This window comes from Elizabethkingia occulta (assembly GCF_002023715.1).
GTDB classification, from domain to species: domain Bacteria; phylum Bacteroidota; class Bacteroidia; order Flavobacteriales; family Weeksellaceae; genus Elizabethkingia; species Elizabethkingia occulta.
The window spans coordinates 1-16,516 of record NZ_MAHX01000013.1 but is presented as its reverse complement, the minus strand read 5'-3'; the positions used below and the strand labels follow the sequence as shown (position 1 = coordinate 16,516).

The window sequence follows — 16,516 nt, the reverse complement described above, 5'->3', positions numbered from 1 at the left end:
TTATATCTTATGTTCCGTTTCCGAAACTGTTTTTATTTTATTGAATGATCTTTTTTCGAAGAATATATAGAGTATCGGCAATACATACAGTGTAAGGAATGTTGCCAGTATCAGCCCTCCGATTACCACTGTAGCCAGTGGTCGTTGTACCTCAGCTCCTTCACCGTTACTTAGTGCCATTGGCAGGAAACCTAATGAAGCAACAGTTGCTGTCATCAGTACCGGACGCAGTCTGTTTTTCCCTCCTGTAAGGACAACATCCTTAAGATTTCCATGCTCGGCTTTCTGACGGTTGAATTCAGCAATCAGTACAATTCCATTGAGTACAGCTACTCCAAAAAGAGCGATAAAGCCTATACCTGCGGATATACTGAAATCCATACCACGCAGCCATAAGGCAAATACACCACCGACTGCAGAAAGCGGAATTGCTGTAAAAATAATCAGTCCATACTTTACAGAACGGAAAGCAAAATACAGCATCAGTAAGATTAATAATAGTGATACAGGTACTGCTATTCCCAATCTGGCTTTTGCTTCCTGAAGATTCTCGAAATTACCGCCGTAGGTAACCGAATAACCTGCGGGAAGTTTTAATTCTTTATTCACCCTGCTTTGCAGATCATTTACAGTAGACTGAATATCGCGGTTACGTACATTGAAACCAACAATAATCCGTCGTGCTGCGTTTTCCCGCTGAATCTGGTTTACACTTTCTTTAATATCCACGTCCGCCACGCTCTTTAGTGGAATATCTGTTCCGGATGGAGTCGTAATCAGCAGGTTTTGTACGTCTTCGAGCTTTTTGCGTTCTTCGCTATCCATACGGACTACCATATCGAATTTCTTCTCTCCTTCGAATACAGCTCCGGTCACTTTTCCGGCAAAAGCAGCATTCACAAGATTGTTCACATCCGAAACATTTAATCCATATTGGGCTAAGGCGCTTCTGTTATAGTTTACTACAATCTGTGAAAGTCCCGAAACAGGCTCTACATAAATATTCTGAGCTCCATTCACTTTATTCACAACTGCTGCAAGCTTTTCCGAATAGATTTTCAGTGTATCCAGATTTTCTCCGAATATCTTACAGACCACATCCTGGCGCGCTCCGGTCATTAACTCGTTAAACCTCATTGCAACAGGATACTGGAAAGAGTAAGTGACACCAACCATATTTTTTTGCAGCTCTTTCTGCATTTTATCGGCCAGGTCACTATAGTTGTCTGCAGATGTCCATTCTTTTCTGTCTTTCAGAATTACCATCATATCGCTGGCATCCAGCGGCATTGGATCCGTTGGGATTTCACTGCTTCCGGTTTTCCCAACAATCTTTTTAATCTCCGGAAACTTGCTCATCAGTATCTGCTGGCTTTTCAGCACAGCCTCTGTAGAAGTTTTCAAGCTGCTTCCGGGAAGTATTCTTGTTTCCACAGCAAAATCTCCTTCAGGAAGACTCGGAATAAACTCGCCGCCTAATCTCGATAATATAAATACAGCCAGGGCAAAAAGTACCAATACAACTGCCATTACTATTTTTGAGGATTTCAGAACTTTGGTAAGGCTTCTGTCATAGAAACCTACAAGCTTATCTATCATTCTGTCGGAGAATGTAGGTTTTGTCTGTATTTTTTTAGAAAGAAATACAGAGCTCATCATCGGAATATAGGTAAGTGACAAAATAAAAGCACCTACCAAAGCAAAAGCTACTGTTTGCGCCATAGGCTTGAACATTTTACCTTCAATTCCCTGAAGCGATAATATTGGCAGATATACGATAAGGATAATAACCTGTCCAAATACCGCGGAGTTCATCATTTTTCCGGCGGAAGTTTTCACTTCTTTATTCATTTGTTCACCGGAAATCTTATCACCTTCTTTTCCTTTAATGGAGTGTAACCTGTGCAATACTGCCTCCACAATAATAACGGCTCCGTCCACAATAAGTCCAAAGTCGAGAGCTCCGAGACTCATCAGGTTTCCACTGACCCCGAAAATATTCATCATGATAATAGCAAAAAGCATTGCCAACGGAATAACAGAAGCAACAATAAATCCTGCACGGAAGTTCCCTAAGAACAAAACCAGTACAAAAACGACAATCAGTGCACCTTCAATCAGGTTTTTAGAAACTGTCCCAATAGCATTATCCACCATTTTAGTTCTGTCCAGAAAGGCTTCTAATTTCACACCTTCCGGAAGCGTTTTCTGGATTTCTTCTACTCTGGTTTTTATCTTATCGATAACCTGATTAGAATTTCCTCCTTTCATCATCATCACAACAGCTCCGGCTACCTCTCCTTTGCCGTTGTAAGTCATAGCACCATATTTTATGGCTTTACCTAATTTTACTTCAGCAATATTTTTTACCAATATCGGTGTTCCATCGGGCAGATTTCTGACGACAATATTCTCTATATCGGAAATATTCTTTGCCAACCCTTCTGTCCTTATAAACAAAGCATTTGGGCCTTTCTCTATATAGGCTCCACCTGCATTCTGGTTATTGTTCTCTACCGCGGTAAAAAGCTGTTGCATGGTAACACCTACAGCCTTTAGCTGTGCCGGCTTTATTGCAATTTCATATTGCTTCAGATCACCACCAAAGCTGGCAACATCTGCTACACCATCTACTCCCAGGAGTTGTCTTCTTACGATCCAGTCCTGGATTGTACGAAGTTCCATTGCCGAATAACGGTGCTCATATCCTTTTTTAGGACGTACAACATACTGATAGATTTCTCCTAAACCTGTGGTTATAGGAGCCATTGCAGGTACTCCAATTTCTTTTGGTATATCTTGGGAAACCTGTTGAAGCCGCTCAGCAACCTGCTGGCGTGCAAGGTATACATTGGTTTCTTCGTTGAAAACAATAGTAATTACGGAAAGTCCGAAACGGGAAAAACTACGAATTTGTTTTACACCTACAATATTCCGGCAAACCTGTTCTATTGGGAAAGTAATAAATCTTTCCACATCCGGTGCCCCCAGTGACGGAGATGTTGTAATAATCTGTACCTGGTTGTCTGTAATATCCGGCACAGCATCTATAGGAAGTTTACGAAGTTCTATAACTCCATATATAACTAATGCCAAGGTCATAAGACCAATAATGAGTTTGTTTTTTATAGAAAACTCAATGATTTTATTTAGCATAAAAATCTAATTTTTAAACGTTGAAAATTCATTCCCTTGTATGTGGGAATGCTGTGTACTTTAAAAATTAGGCTACTTTAGGCGGCTGAAAAATAGAAAATAGCGGTGAAGGGATTTCACCTATAGTATAAAAAAAGTTTCTTGTTTTGCCTTCTTCAAAACTAGGTGCTTTAATATCCAGATTAAAGGCCTTTGGTATATCCTGAATAATAACCGAGGTTACCAAATAAAAATCATGCTTTTTAAAAGGCAGCTTCATATTGGTCTCATAATCCGGAGCATCGGGATCACCATTGAAGTAGTGAAGCTTGATAAAACCCAATAAAGTAAGCTTAGGATTTGCCTTGGAATGCTCTTTGAAATGCTCGATAAAAATAGGCAGTTTTATAACCTGACTCAATTCTGTGGAAGAAAAAAGATAGAAAATCAGTAATATGATCGCAAAATACTTTCTCATCACCTCTCAGGTTATAGTGCAAAAATATTTCAATTTTTGGAAAGAAAAAAATCAAAATCGTGATTTAGAATAAGTCCAACTCCAATTTAGGAATGAATTCCAACCTTTTACCATATCAGTTCGTCATATATATGTAAAAGATACACCATGCAAAGAATGTTTATATTGCTCTGTCTGGTATTTTTATATTCCGGAAATATCTTCGGACAGAAAAAAGATACTACACCCCCATATGCGACGGAATCCAATTATCAGGATCTGAATAAAAACAAAACTGCTGCTTTTATTCAGTTTGGTTTTGCAGGCATTGACGGACAAAATTTTCAAAAGAAATATGGAATTGGCGTCCGCAATATGGGATGTCTTGTGTCTCCTGACATGTCGAAGAAGGCACAGGAGAATAACACAGTCCTTATAAAATACCTCAACAAAAAATATGGAAACACTTGGGAAAAAGACCTTGGATTTAGACCATACGGAACTAAACCTTAATTAATTTTACTAATAAACATGACAAGGTTTGATTTTCTCATATCTTGAAAATTCAGTTTATGGAAATTATAAATATTTTAATAGGTATGACAAAATTAAAAAAGGGAAAGATCACTCTTTCCCTCCTATTTTCTTGTATAGTTTCTTATCACTATTTCATCCCCATATAGAAAAAACCTAAGCATTTTTCATTTTCTTTTAGCTGAAGATAATCTCCAACATGATGGATCATACCCGGAGAGCTCCAGTAACAACCTACATTATTGGCGGTAGCCATAAGATACATATTCTGAACGGCCATAGCAGTAGCTGCTACTTCTTCCCATTCCGGAACTTTACCACTAAAATCAGCAACAATACTTAAAACTGTATTGGCTTTGCTAACTTTATCTGAGATATCCAGATATTTTTTTTCAAGGAAAGTTTCCGGAGAAGTAGTTGCTTTGTATAACTCTGCCAAAGTCTCCCCTAATTCTGTTTTTTCCACACCCTGAAAAATTCTGAATCTCCATGGATTCGTTTTTTTGTGACTGGGTGCATAATTAGCGGATTCCAGTATTTTACCCAGAACATCCTGTGGAATTGCTTCTGTTGTATAGTCTTTTGGGAAAACACTTTTTCTGGATTTTATAATTTCTTCTAAGATTTCTGCGTTTGTCTTCATCGTTTATTTTATTTCTAAGGCAACATCGTACACTTAGTGATTACTCTTTTTGCTACACAAAAATAGACATTTTCATACTGTTATAAGCTCGTCCTGCTCAATTTAGAAAACCTTTGTACAGACACTCCTAAAAACATGCGCAAAAGTTAATTCCACTCTGCTCAGAAGTTATCCAAAACACCCACATTCCTGTGTATGTATGTACATCTTCTCGCTCTGATACGCTTTGCTTTTACAGTAAACCATCATGCATGTAAATACCTGATAATGAATTTATTCAGAAAATCTATACAGGATTATTAATAATAATTAATACACTATATTTAACAAAGGTATTTTGTTTTCAATACTTTTGTCCGAATAGTTTATTTAGAGGTGAAAAGAAATTAAGGGTGGATTCAGCATTTAGAAAAATATACACCGAATACAAGCATCAGGTCTTTTTTTTCGTGAAAAAATATATTCACGGGAGAGATGATATTGAAGATGTAGTTCAGGATATTTTCGTCCACCTGTGGAAACATCGTCATTCTTTAAATGATACCAATCTAAGTGCTGCAGTTTTTAAAACAGCAAAACAGGAAATTGCCAACTTCTACAGAAAAAACAAGCTTTCTTTTTCTGCTCTGGAAGAAGATACATGTACAAATACATTAAAAGCTGATAGCAACGAAGATATTCCGGTTAGTCATATAAAACAAATTGAGGATTTGCTATACCTGATTCCTGAGAAAAGCAAAAATTTCTTCCTGAAGCATAAAATAGACGGGCTAAGTTATTCACAAATTGCTAAGGAAAACAGTATCTCTAAAAATGCGGTGGCTAAACATGTGAATAAAGTTCTTTTATTTCTCAGAACCAATCTTAGCTCTTTCTTTTAATAACGGATTTATTATATAAACTGTAAAATCACAAAGATCTTTTTTATTTATCCTCCTATTTTTAAGGGAACGTAAAGCCGCAAGTGTTTAGCAAAAACCGTTGAAAACTTAATTTTCTTAATGTCTAAATGGTCGAAACAATTTTACCTTTAGGTGAAATCTTTGTGTACTAAAAGCGGTGGTATTTCAGCATCCCTTTTGAGCCTTTTGTGGTTAAACCTTAGAAAAGTATCCTGATATTTTTTACGTTCTTTTTATAAACCACAAAAAAATTGCTTTACAATTCTCATTAGCCTTGCCAAGGCTTTATCTATTAAGCAATTAGTACTATCACATTTATATGTCTTTTCATTTTTTTTCAAAAAAATACTTTCCGGAGGTTGACGATTTTATACTTCCTGCGTAATACTAGATATGAACAAAATTGAAGATGAAGATTTCAAAAGAAATTGGGAAGAAGTTTCTACTGAAAAACAACAATTAGATGCCCGGAGTGATGAACGCATCCTGAAGGGTATTGAACGTAAAATAAAGCCATCTGTAAATATTAGAAAAATATACTGGGCTGCTGCTGCCGTAGTTATATTGGGAGTTGGTCTTTATTTTTTCAAATTCTCGCCTTCAGCTCAACATGAAACTAACATATTCTTCAGTACCAATAACAGCAAAAAAGTAACCTTACCGGATGGTAGTATGATCACGTTACAACCTCATAGTAAAATTGAATTGGCTGCTGATTTTGGAGAAACTGACCGAAATATAACATTCTCCGGAAAGGCTGTATTCGATATTGCCAAAGACAAGACAAAGCCTTTCCATATTAATGCGCACGATTTCCATGTGCAGATTCTGGGCACAAAATTTTTCCTTGATCAAACCAGTGAAGAGCAAAAAGTAGAATTATTTGAAGGAAAGGTAAAAATTGATTACAAAGGAAAAATCACCTATTTGCTTCCTAATGAAACCTGGAGTAAAAACTCAAAAAATCAGGACTTTCATTATTACGCTGTGAATGCAAAGAAGAGTTTTTCTTTTCAGGATGAAGCATTTGAAAAAGTTATCAACCAGTTGGAAGAAGTATATCATGTAAAAATTGATTATCCGGATCAGTACAAAAACAAGCAGATAAGAGGATCATTCTCCGGAAACCTGAACGAGGTATTATCTGTGATAGGCTATCCGTTTAATCTAAAACCAGAAAAAAGCAATGACAATGTAATACAATTAAAATAAAAAAAGCACCGATAATGGGGGTTATCGGTGCACATAATTAATTATACAAACTCGCTAAAGTCTAATAAATTAACCGTCAAATGTATGAAAAAAACAGCAATATCTATTGCGTTATTGGTCGCGGTCGGACTTCCCGTAGTTCATTACGGGCAGACCACCCGAACCGGCACCAGTCTAAAAAGCGGAAATCAAATTCCTATTGCTAAGGTATTTGATAAACTTAGTAAATCCACTAATACCTCTTTCTTTTACTCAAGTTCTGATTTCAGAGGTATTTATGCAGATGAGAGTGCAATTAACTACTCTTCTCTGGAACAGGCACTAAATTACCTTAAAACTCATTATCCTGTAGAATACGAGATAAGGAATAATACAGTAGTCCTCCGCAAAACGGCAACAAAAAGTATTTCCAAAAAAGAAATATTATCCACACCTAAAGCAGACACGCTATCGGCTAAAGAAAAGAAAATCGATGAAGTAGTGCTTATTGGTTATGGTACTCAGAAGAAAAAAGATGTATCAGGGTCTATTGCCTCTCTTGGCACAAAAGATCTTACCGGAATGGCCTCAAGTAATTTTGGTGAAATGATTGCCGGAAAGGCTACAGGTGTTCAGGTAACGCAAAGCAATGCTACACCAGGCTCTTCACCTACCATCAGAATCAGAGGTATTGGTACATTAACAGCTGGTGTTAATCCACTTATTGTAGTAGATGGCTTTCCATTGTCGGAAGGTTCGGACATCAATTCTATAGATCCGGCTTCCATAGAATCTATTGATATTTTGAAAGATGCTGCTTCTTCAGCTATTTATGGATCCAGAGGAGCTAATGGAGTTGTCCTGATTCAGACCAAGCAAGGAAAAAAAGGAAGAACAGAAGTATCTGTAGATTCCTATTATGGTATTCAATCCGTAGCCAGCAATAACAAAGTAGTAGATGCTTATCAGATGGCAGTTTTTATGAAAGAATCCCGAGACAACAATTATCTGTCCAAAGGATCTAACAGAAGCATTAATGATGATACTGCTACCCGTAAGGCAAAAGGAGCAAGCCTTAGAGAACTCATTCCGGATTACCTTACCCCTTATCTCAACGGTGTACCGGGACTTACTAACAATAACTGGTACAACACTATTTTCAGAGATGCTCCAGTAAGCAATACAACGTTCAATGTGAATGGGGGAAGTGATAAATCCAGATACTCATTCACCGGAAGTTATTTTAACCAGAAAGGTATTGTTATCGGTACCGATTATGAAAAATATTCCAGTAATATCAACCTCTCTACAGATCTTAGCAATAATCTGAAGATGGGTGTATCGGTTACACCATCCTACTCATCCGGTAATATTTTCGATATGGTAGATGGAGGCAGAACTTATAATGTTGTGCAAATGGCAAGTACGATGTATCCTTTCTTTGCACCAAGAGATGCCAATGGAAATTTACTGATCTCTCAACAAATAAAAGCAAATACGCCGACTGATGCCGCTCTGGTTGAAAATCCGGTTGCCATCGCTGAAATGACCAAAAGAAGGTATACCAATCTGCGAATCTTCGGAGATCTATTTGCAGAACTAAAGATTCTAAAAGATTTTAAATATAAAATATCGGTAGGTGGTGACTACTCCAGTTACGAATACAATTTCTTCGATCCTTCTACTGTAGGATCATACCGAACTCCGGCTCCTGATGTTACAACAGCCTCCCGGACAGATTATATCCGTAAAAACTACCTCATCGAAAACTTACTAACCTATAATAAAAAAATTAATGAGCATAGCTTTAGCGCTATGGCCGGACAGTCTTTCCAGAAAGAGAATTTCAATCAGGTAAAGACTGTGGCAGGAGGTTTTCCGGATAATAGCATTACGAATATTGCAGGCGGATCCTCCTTCAATGTAACTGTTAACGAATACAAATGGACATTACTGTCTTATTTTGCCCGACTGAATTATAGCTATGGAAACCGTTATTCCATAATGGGTTCATACAGACGCGATGGTTCGTCCCGCTTTGGGGATAACTCTAAATGGGGAGATTTCTATGCTTTTTCCTTTGCATGGAACCTAAGCAACGAAAGCTTTTTCCCTAAGAATAAATTCATAGATCCTGTAAAACTAAGATTCAGTGTTGGGAATAATGGTAATAATCAAATTCCAAACTTTGGCGCTAAATCTCTGATGAAGCAGGAAAATTATGTATTCAGTGGAATTCTAGCACCGGGATACAGAGCTTTTACCGCTCCAAATCCAGATATATCCTGGGAAAAAGCAAAATCTACCAACTTCGGAATCGATTTCTCGCTATTCAATAAATATCTGAATGTATCGGGAGATTACTATATTCTGAACAGAACAGGCCTACTACTGGATGTTCCGGTTCCTGAGCAGTCGGGTTACAGTACTTCCCTTCAGAATATAGGTGAGGTAAGAAATAACGGACTGGAACTACAGCTATCGTTAAAACCCATTCAGTTAGGTAAAGACTTTGAATACAACAGTTCTTTCAACTTTTCCACAAACAAAAACAAGGTGCTGGCATTAGCGAACGGACAAAGCCAGATCGTATCCGGAGCCAACAATTTTTCAATTACAAAAGTAGGAGGCTCAATCGGCGAAATGTATGGTTATAATATTCTTGGTGTTTACAAAAATCAGGATCAGATAAACAATACACCTCATATTACCGGAACTCTTGTAGGTGATTACGTTATGGAAGACCTAAATGGTGACGGAATTATTGATGAAAGAGATAAAAAAAGCTTTGGATCCGGAATTCCTAAATATATTTTAGGCTTTACAAATAACTTCAGGTATAAAAATTTCGAGCTTAATTTCACTTTATACAGTGAATTAGGTAAACGGGTATATAACGGAGATATGGTAAGCATTGGAGAGGCTGGCGAAGGTTTTGGTGTTCCGAGTCAATATTACTTTGATAACCGATACAATCCTGTAACTAATCCTAACGGATTTTTTGCAATGCCAAATATGAATTTCTCTAATAACAGAAAAGAAGCCAGGACATCCAGTATGTTCTTTAAAAAAGCAGATTACCTGAGGCTAAGATCTGTAAAATTGGCTTACAATGTACCACAGGAAATTTTGTCCACACTTAATATCCGTGCAATACAGTTATACTTAATGGGAAATAACCTGTTTACCATCACTCCTTATAAAGGACAAAATATAGATGCAACGACAGATAATGTACTTACACAAGGATATGATAACGGGTACTACCCTGTTTCCAGGTCGGTTTCATTGGGTATCAGTATGAAATTCTAAACTTTCAAATTTAAGATCAATCATGAAAAAAAATATATCAGCTGCTGTCCTTGCTTTTCTTATGACATCATGTTCGTCAGATGTTCTGAATACGTTTCCCGACAGTACTAAAATTACCACTAACTTCTATAAAGATGCTGATCAGCTGGAACAAGGAGTAAACGCAACCTACGGAGCATTGCAATACGACGGACAATACCAACTGGCAATGCCTACTATAGGAGAAATTCCTTCGGATAATACATTTGATGAAGTTCCGGCAAATGACAGCTTTACCTATGGTGAATTTGACTTTTTTACAATACAGGCTAAAAATGATCTATTAGCAAAGGCATGGCGCGATCACTATATCGGAATTCAGCAGGCCAATATTGTACTGAACAGAATAACCCCTGTAGCTATGGACAGCCAGATTAAAAACTACAGAATTGGCGAAATGAAATTTCTGCGTGCTCTAATGTATTTCGATTTGGTAAGGATCTTTGGAGATGTCCCACTAAGTACAGAAGAAACAACTAATGTTAATAACTATTTTGGTAAAGGCAGAAATGCTACAACAGAGATTTATGCATTTATTGTGAAAGAGCTTACAGATGCTATTGCTTTACTCCCGGCCACTACAGCTCAGAAAGGAAGAGCTACAAAAGGTGCAGCATTGGGAATACTGGCAAAAGTTCTGATTACAAATGGAAAATTCAATGAAGCAATTCCTTACCTAAAACAGTCAGAAGGTTTAGGATACAGTCTACAAAACGATGTTGCTCAGATTTTTTCACCAACCAACAAAAATAATTCTGAGATTATTTTCGATGTTCAGTTCGCATCAGGAATCAATGCCAACTCTGAAGGAAATAGCGCTTTTCAAATGTTTAGTCCTTCCGGGTTTGTACCAGGAGCCAAGGGGCATAATTTGCCTACTAAGGAGATATACAATATGTATTCGTCTAAAGACAAACGAAGAGATGCTTATATAGGATTAACCCCGAGTGGAGTTCCTTACACCAAAAAACTGGTAAAAACATCTGATGTAATCGCAGACAGCGGTAGTAATGTTGTTGTACTAAGACTTGCCGAAATTTATCTGATGATTGCCGAATGCTACGCTCAGACAGGTGATACTACCAATGCGAATATTTATGTGAATAAAATAAAAACAAGAGCCGGATTGGATAATGTTAATATCTCTGATAAAAATACTCTGCTGGACGAGATTGCTACTGAGAGAAGAAAAGAATTAATTGGTGAAGGACATCGCTGGTTCGATTTGGTAAGAACTGGCAAAGCCATAGAAGTAATGACAAAGCATTTCCAAAATACACCCGGGTACAGCACTGCGAAGATACAACAGTACAATCTGGTAATGCCTGTTCCACAAGGACAAATTAATACAGACCCATCCATTAAACAAAATCCGGGTTATTAATTTAAAAATTTCAAAAAATGACTAATAGATTCTCGAATATCACACTATTTATTTTACTTCTTCTGGTTTCCGGATTTGTATGGGGACAACAAGTTTCCTTATCCGGATTTCCGGAAGACAAAGTAATGGTTGTTGCCCACAGAGCCGATTGGCGGGAAGCTCCGGAAAACTCTGTATGGGCTGTAAAAAAAGCGATTGAAAAAGGTATTAATATGGTAGAACTGGATCTGGCAATAACCAGGGACGGAAAACTCGTTCTGATGCATGATAAAACCATTGACAGGACTACCACAGGAAAAGGTCAGGTTTCCGATTATACACTCGAGGAGATCCGAAAGTTTAGTTTGCGGGACGGTCTTGGCAGTAAAACACAAATACCAATACCTACTCTGGAAGAGATACTGGATATTACCAAGGACAAAATCCTTATTAATCTGGATAAAGGTTTTGATTATATCAATATTGTATATCCCATGCTGAAACAAAGAAACATGCTGGATCAGGTTTTGTTCAAAGGAACAGAAACCTACCCGGAATTCAACAGAAAGTATGGTAACATTAAAAATGATATAAAGTACATGCCTATTATCCGGCTGAATAATCTGGAGGGCTGGCAAAAAATAAAGGAATATCTGGATCATTATAAAGTTTATGGATTTGAGTTCACAATAGGAAACGATGAATCCAGGCTGATCGACTTTAAAGAAGTTCGAAAAAAGGGAGCAAGAGTCTGGGTAAATTCTTTATGGCCACATCACAATGCCGGACATGAGGATGATAAGGTACTGGACAACCCCAATATTTATCAATGGTATACCGATCATGCAGTGAATATAATCCAAACAGACAGGCCCAAAGAGCTCATTAACTTTCTAAAAGCAAAAGGACTTTATTATTAACCACTATCAATAAAAAATTATGATACCAAAAATGTCAAAATATACTTTTGTTCTGGCTCTCCTTTTATGCCAGTTCTTTTTCTCACAAACCAACTACTTCAGTAAAACCTTTCCAAAGGATAAAGTACTTGTAGTTGCCCATCGCGGTGACTGGCGAAACTATCCTGAAAATTCTATAAAAGCAGTTGCAGGCGCTATTAAAATGGGTGTAGATATTGTGGAAATAGATATCCAGAAAACTAAAGACGGGCAGCTCATCATTATGCACGACCCCAAACTAGACCGTACCACCAATGGTACCGGTAAAATATCGGACGTAACATTAGATTATGTGAAAACTCTTATTTTACGAAACGGTGCTTCCATGCCGACGCGCGAGAAAGTTCCGACGCTTGAAGAAATGCTTAATTTTATTAAAGGCAAAAGGATTATGCTCAATCTGGATAAAGCCTGGGACTATCTGGATGAGGTTCTTGCCATCGCTAACAAGACTGGAACCAGAGAGCAGATCATACTAAAAGGAAATAAAAAGGCATCTGAACTGAAAAAGGAAATCGGTAACAAGCTGGATAACATAATCTACATGCCAATGGTATGGCCGGAAGATTATAGCATCTATAAAAGAGATGAGGTAGTAAATCCGGAAACCTATATCAATGATTTCTCAGCTATTTTTAATCCTGTTGCCTACGAAGTGATTATTAAAGATGATACACCAAAGGCTGATCAGCTTCTGAAGCTTATAAGAAGTAAAAAAGCATTAATCTGGATCAATGCCCTGTGGCCAGAACTTTGTGCAGGACACGATGATGACCTTGCAGAAGACCAGCCAGATGTACATTGGGGATGGATGATCCGGAAGGGAGCAAATATCATTCAGACCGACCGACCGGAAAGTCTGATCCGCTATCTAAGATCAATTGGAAAAAAATACGACGGAAAATAAACAAAATCCTCACAGAAATCAGTACTTATATACCTTTATACCTTACAGGTCTTGGAGGCTTATAAGATATTTTTATTCTGATTTCTTTCAGATCCCTAAGCCACTTTCCGTAAATTTCGTAATTATATACCTTATAGGTTTTAAAACCTATAAGGTATTTTTTTGTCTGATTCTTTTAACAGACTTATTTCTCAATGATTTCTTTTAAACTCTTAAGTCCTCTTCCGTAGGCATCATCCATGAATCCATCCATAAAGAGTTTCATAAGATTCATAGGGTAGTTCATTTCTGTATCCAGACTCCAGATTACTTTAGTCTGCGCTCCTTCAGGAGTAAGTGTAATATTAGAAGTTGCCTGACCTTCATTAGGCTTAATAAAATGAATTGCAGTTTTAATTCTCTCACCGGGAACAATTTCTAATAACTTTTGCTCTCCTTTCCCGGCATCACGAACATTGCTATCCCATGTAAAAGAATCTCCAACCTCTCCGGAAGTCCCACTATAAGTTCTTTTCATGTTAGGATCAAGTTTCATAAAAGGACTCCATTCATTCAGTGCTTTCATAGAGCTGATATGAGGCCATACCTTATCCGGTGCCGTATTAATTGTAATGGACTTTTCGTAGTGGTATTTTTTACCCAATACAAACATGGTAACGGTAAGAAGAATGAATACTATAGCAAAAAACCATAGCATGATTTTAAAAAATTTCTTCATAGTTCAGATTTTAATAGTTATTAAGAACAAAGGTAAACAATATTATTGGTGCGAATTTTGTAAATTTATATCTCTAAAAATTTAAGATTTAAATGAACAATATTTTATTAGAATCCTTTCAAACTCCGTTTCATACGGCTCCTTTTGACCAGATAAAAAACACAGATTACCTTCCTGCATTTCAGGAACTGATAAAAAAATCCGAAGCAAAAATTGAACAGATAGCTAACAACCCGGAAACTCCAACTTTTGCCAATACTATTGAAGCATTAGCTTATGCAGGAGAACAACTGGATGTGGTTTCCAATATCTTCTTCAACCTCAATTCTGCCGAGACCAACGATGAAATCCAGCAAATTGCACAGGAGGTTTCGCCTTTAATAACAGAATACTCCTCTAAAATATCTCAGAATGAAAAGTTATTTGAACGTATTAAAAAAGTATACGACGAAAAGGCAAACTATGAGCTGAATGAAGAACAACAAACTTTACTGAATGAAACCTACAAAGGTTTTGTAAGAAATGGTGCCTTACTGAATGAGGAGGATAAAGAAAAGCTAAAAAACATTAGTATAGAGTTATCCACAAAACAACTTCAGTTCGGACAAAATGTATTGGCTGCTACAAATGCTTATGTAAAGCACCTGACAAAAAAAGAAGATCTTGCCGGAATTCCGGAAGCTATTATCGCACAATACGCAGAGGAAGCTAAAGAAAGAGGATTGGATGGCTGGGCAGTAAGCCTGCAATATCCTAGCTATGTTCCTTTTATGACATATGCAGAGAATCGTGCATTACGCCAGGAGCTGGCTTTAGCCAATGGTAAAAAGTCTTTTGACGGTGGAGAATTCGACAATCAGCAAATGATTAAAGATATTATCAGCCTCAGAGATCAGAAAGCAAAACTTTTGGGTTATGAAAACTATGCTGCTTTTGTATTGGAAGAAAGAATGGCAAAATCACCACAAAAGGTTGAAAATTTCCTACATGAATTACTGGAGAAAGCAACACCATACAGCCAAAAAGAAATAGAAGAATTAAAAGCTCTGGCTAAAGCTGACGGAATAGAGGATATGCAAAGCCATGACCACTCTTTCTATGCTGAGAAACTAAGAAAGCAAAAATATGATCTGAATGATGAGGAGCTAAAGCCTTATTTTTCTCTGGAAAAAGTTCAGGATGCTGTTTTCCGTCTTGCTAAGCAATTATTTGGGCTTACTTTTGAAGAAAGAAAAGACATTCCTAAATATCACGATGAAGTAAGAACCTATGAAGTAAAAGAAACCTCCGATAGTTCGGCTGACAATCAACAGTACAAAGCAATTTTGTATGTGGATTATTTCCCAAGAAAAGGAAAGCGTGCCGGTGCATGGATGACAAGCTATAAAAACCAATACAAGCAAAATGGAGAAAATAGCCGTCCACATATTTCAGTGGTATGTAATTTCAACAAGCCAAGTGGAGATACACCAAGTTTACTAACATTCCAGGAGGTAACTACATTATTCCATGAATTTGGACATGCTATCCACGGAATATTAGCAAACACTCAATATCCTGGTCTTTCCGGGACATCTGTAAAATGGGATTTTGTAGAATTACCTTCTCAGTTTCTGGAGAACTTCTGCTACGAACCTGAATTCTTAAAGACTTTCGCGCAACATTACCAAACAGGTGAAGTACTAAGCGATGAAAAGATTGAAAAAATTGAGAACTCTAAAAACTTTATGGAAGGCTATCAGACCCTGCGTCAGTTAGGATTTGGGTTACTGGATATGGCTTATCATATAAAAGTTAATGAAGTAACAGACATAAAAGCTTTTGAAGATGCACAGACCAAAGCAACACAATTGTATCCTGTAAATCCGGAGACAGCAATTAGTCCAAGCTTCTCACACGTATTCCAGGGTGGGTATGCTTCCGGTTATTATTCTTATAAATGGGCAGAGGTACTGGATGCAGATGCTTTTGCTTATTTCAAAGAAACCGGAATTTTCAATCCGGAAACAGCAGCAAAATATAAAGTATTATTATCTTCGGGAGGAACTAAAGATCCTATGGAATTGTATAAAAACTTCCGTGGTAGTGAACCGAAAGTAGAAAGCTTGCTAAAAAGAGCATTCGGATAATTATAAAAAACTCTTATACATTAAATCCTCTTAGATTTCTAAGGGGATTTTTTTAGATAACGAATATATACTCTTCTCAATTCTCACATTTCAATATTTGAATTAGAATTCCATTTTGTATTTCCGTCAGCTCAATCAGCCTTTCCTGGTTTTTAATAATATTTTGAATTACTTCTTCTGTTATTCTTACTTTTTTTTGGTTCATATTGTAAGTATCCCTAAAAACC

The 16,516-nt window shown here is 37.1% G+C and carries 12 protein-coding genes; 8 read left to right on the top strand and 4 right to left on the bottom strand.

The features are described from left to right. Entirely contained in the window at positions 1–3,156 is a 3,156-nt protein-coding gene (locus tag BAZ10_RS06460; RefSeq protein WP_078771371.1) for an efflux RND transporter permease subunit, read from the bottom strand. A 67-nt stretch (positions 3,157–3,223) separates the two neighbouring features. Continuing rightward, entirely contained in the window at positions 3,224–3,613 is a 390-nt protein-coding gene (locus BAZ10_RS06455; RefSeq protein WP_078771370.1) for a hypothetical protein, read from the bottom strand. A gap of 147 nt (positions 3,614–3,760) precedes the next feature. Here BAZ10_RS06455 and BAZ10_RS06450 point away from each other — a divergent pair, with 147 nt between their 5' ends. Further along, positions 3,761–4,105 (top strand): FEKKY domain-containing protein, encoded by a 345-nt coding sequence (locus tag BAZ10_RS06450; protein ID WP_078771369.1) that lies wholly within the window; start codon positions 3,761–3,763, stop codon positions 4,103–4,105. Positions 4,106–4,256: 151 nt separating this feature from the next. Here BAZ10_RS06450 and BAZ10_RS06445 read toward each other — a convergent pair whose 3' ends face one another. Next, positions 4,257–4,769 (bottom strand): nitroreductase family protein, encoded by a 513-nt coding sequence (locus tag BAZ10_RS06445; protein ID WP_078771368.1) that lies wholly within the window; start codon positions 4,767–4,769, stop codon positions 4,257–4,259. A gap of 392 nt (positions 4,770–5,161) precedes the next feature. On the opposite strand from BAZ10_RS06445, the gene BAZ10_RS06440 reads away from it, so the two are divergent. From BAZ10_RS06440 to BAZ10_RS06415, 6 genes are all read left to right on the top strand, one after another. Further along, positions 5,162–5,650 carry an RNA polymerase sigma factor gene (locus BAZ10_RS06440; RefSeq protein WP_165690094.1) on the top strand — a complete coding sequence of 163 codons (489 nt, stop codon included), beginning with the start codon at positions 5,162–5,164 and terminating at the stop codon, positions 5,648–5,650. Positions 5,651–6,064: 414 nt separating this feature from the next. Further along, positions 6,065–6,883: a FecR family protein gene (locus BAZ10_RS06435; RefSeq protein ID WP_078771366.1), complete on the top strand. Its 819-nt coding sequence runs from the start codon at positions 6,065–6,067 to the stop codon at positions 6,881–6,883. Between the two features lie 84 nt (positions 6,884–6,967). Further along, positions 6,968–10,174, top strand: coding sequence for a SusC/RagA family TonB-linked outer membrane protein (locus tag BAZ10_RS06430; RefSeq protein ID WP_078771365.1), 3,207 nt, complete (start codon positions 6,968–6,970; stop codon positions 10,172–10,174). 22 nt (positions 10,175–10,196) lie between these two features. Beyond that, positions 10,197–11,597 (top strand): RagB/SusD family nutrient uptake outer membrane protein, encoded by a 1,401-nt coding sequence (locus tag BAZ10_RS06425; protein ID WP_078771364.1) that lies wholly within the window; start codon positions 10,197–10,199, stop codon positions 11,595–11,597. Between the two features lie 17 nt (positions 11,598–11,614). After that, positions 11,615–12,496, top strand: coding sequence for a glycerophosphodiester phosphodiesterase family protein (locus BAZ10_RS06420; protein WP_221407372.1), 882 nt, complete (start codon positions 11,615–11,617; stop codon positions 12,494–12,496). Positions 12,497–12,527: 31 nt separating this feature from the next. Continuing rightward, positions 12,528–13,442 carry a glycerophosphodiester phosphodiesterase family protein gene (locus BAZ10_RS06415; protein ID WP_245803768.1) on the top strand — a complete coding sequence of 305 codons (915 nt, stop codon included), beginning with the start codon at positions 12,528–12,530 and terminating at the stop codon, positions 13,440–13,442. Between the two features lie 184 nt (positions 13,443–13,626). On the opposite strand, the gene BAZ10_RS06410 is transcribed toward BAZ10_RS06415, so the two are convergent. Beyond that, the gene (locus tag BAZ10_RS06410; RefSeq protein ID WP_078771362.1) at positions 13,627–14,160 is read right to left on the bottom strand and encodes an SRPBCC family protein; all 534 of its coding nucleotides are present in this window, start codon (positions 14,158–14,160) and stop codon (positions 13,627–13,629) included. Between the two features lie 92 nt (positions 14,161–14,252). On the opposite strand from BAZ10_RS06410, the gene BAZ10_RS06405 reads away from it, so the two are divergent. Next, positions 14,253–16,289: a M3 family metallopeptidase gene (locus BAZ10_RS06405; RefSeq protein WP_078771361.1), complete on the top strand. Its 2,037-nt coding sequence runs from the start codon at positions 14,253–14,255 to the stop codon at positions 16,287–16,289. Positions 16,290–16,516 lie beyond the last annotated feature (227 nt).

Bases quoted from the DNA above. Each gene is read 5' to 3' on its own strand.
- BAZ10_RS06445 (WP_078771368.1), bottom strand. From the start codon at position 4,769: ATGAAGACAAACGCAGAAATCTTAGAAGAAATTATAAAATCCAGAAAA.
- BAZ10_RS06450 (WP_078771369.1), top strand. From the start codon at position 3,761: ATGCAAAGAATGTTTATATTGCTCTGTCTGGTATTTTTATATTCCGGA.
- BAZ10_RS06425 (WP_078771364.1), top strand. From the start codon at position 10,197: ATGAAAAAAAATATATCAGCTGCTGTCCTTGCTTTTCTTATGACATCA.
- BAZ10_RS06460 (WP_078771371.1), bottom strand. From the start codon at position 3,156: ATGCTAAATAAAATCATTGAGTTTTCTATAAAAAACAAACTCATTATT.
- BAZ10_RS06410 (WP_078771362.1), bottom strand. From the start codon at position 14,160: ATGAAGAAATTTTTTAAAATCATGCTATGGTTTTTTGCTATAGTATTC.
- BAZ10_RS06405 (WP_078771361.1), top strand. From the start codon at position 14,253: ATGAACAATATTTTATTAGAATCCTTTCAAACTCCGTTTCATACGGCT.
- BAZ10_RS06415 (WP_245803768.1), top strand. From the start codon at position 12,528: ATGTCAAAATATACTTTTGTTCTGGCTCTCCTTTTATGCCAGTTCTTT.
- BAZ10_RS06430 (WP_078771365.1), top strand. From the start codon at position 6,968: ATGAAAAAAACAGCAATATCTATTGCGTTATTGGTCGCGGTCGGACTT.
- BAZ10_RS06435 (WP_078771366.1), top strand. From the start codon at position 6,065: ATGAACAAAATTGAAGATGAAGATTTCAAAAGAAATTGGGAAGAAGTT.
- BAZ10_RS06455 (WP_078771370.1), bottom strand. From the start codon at position 3,613: ATGAGAAAGTATTTTGCGATCATATTACTGATTTTCTATCTTTTTTCT.
- BAZ10_RS06420 (WP_221407372.1), top strand. From the start codon at position 11,615: ATGACTAATAGATTCTCGAATATCACACTATTTATTTTACTTCTTCTG.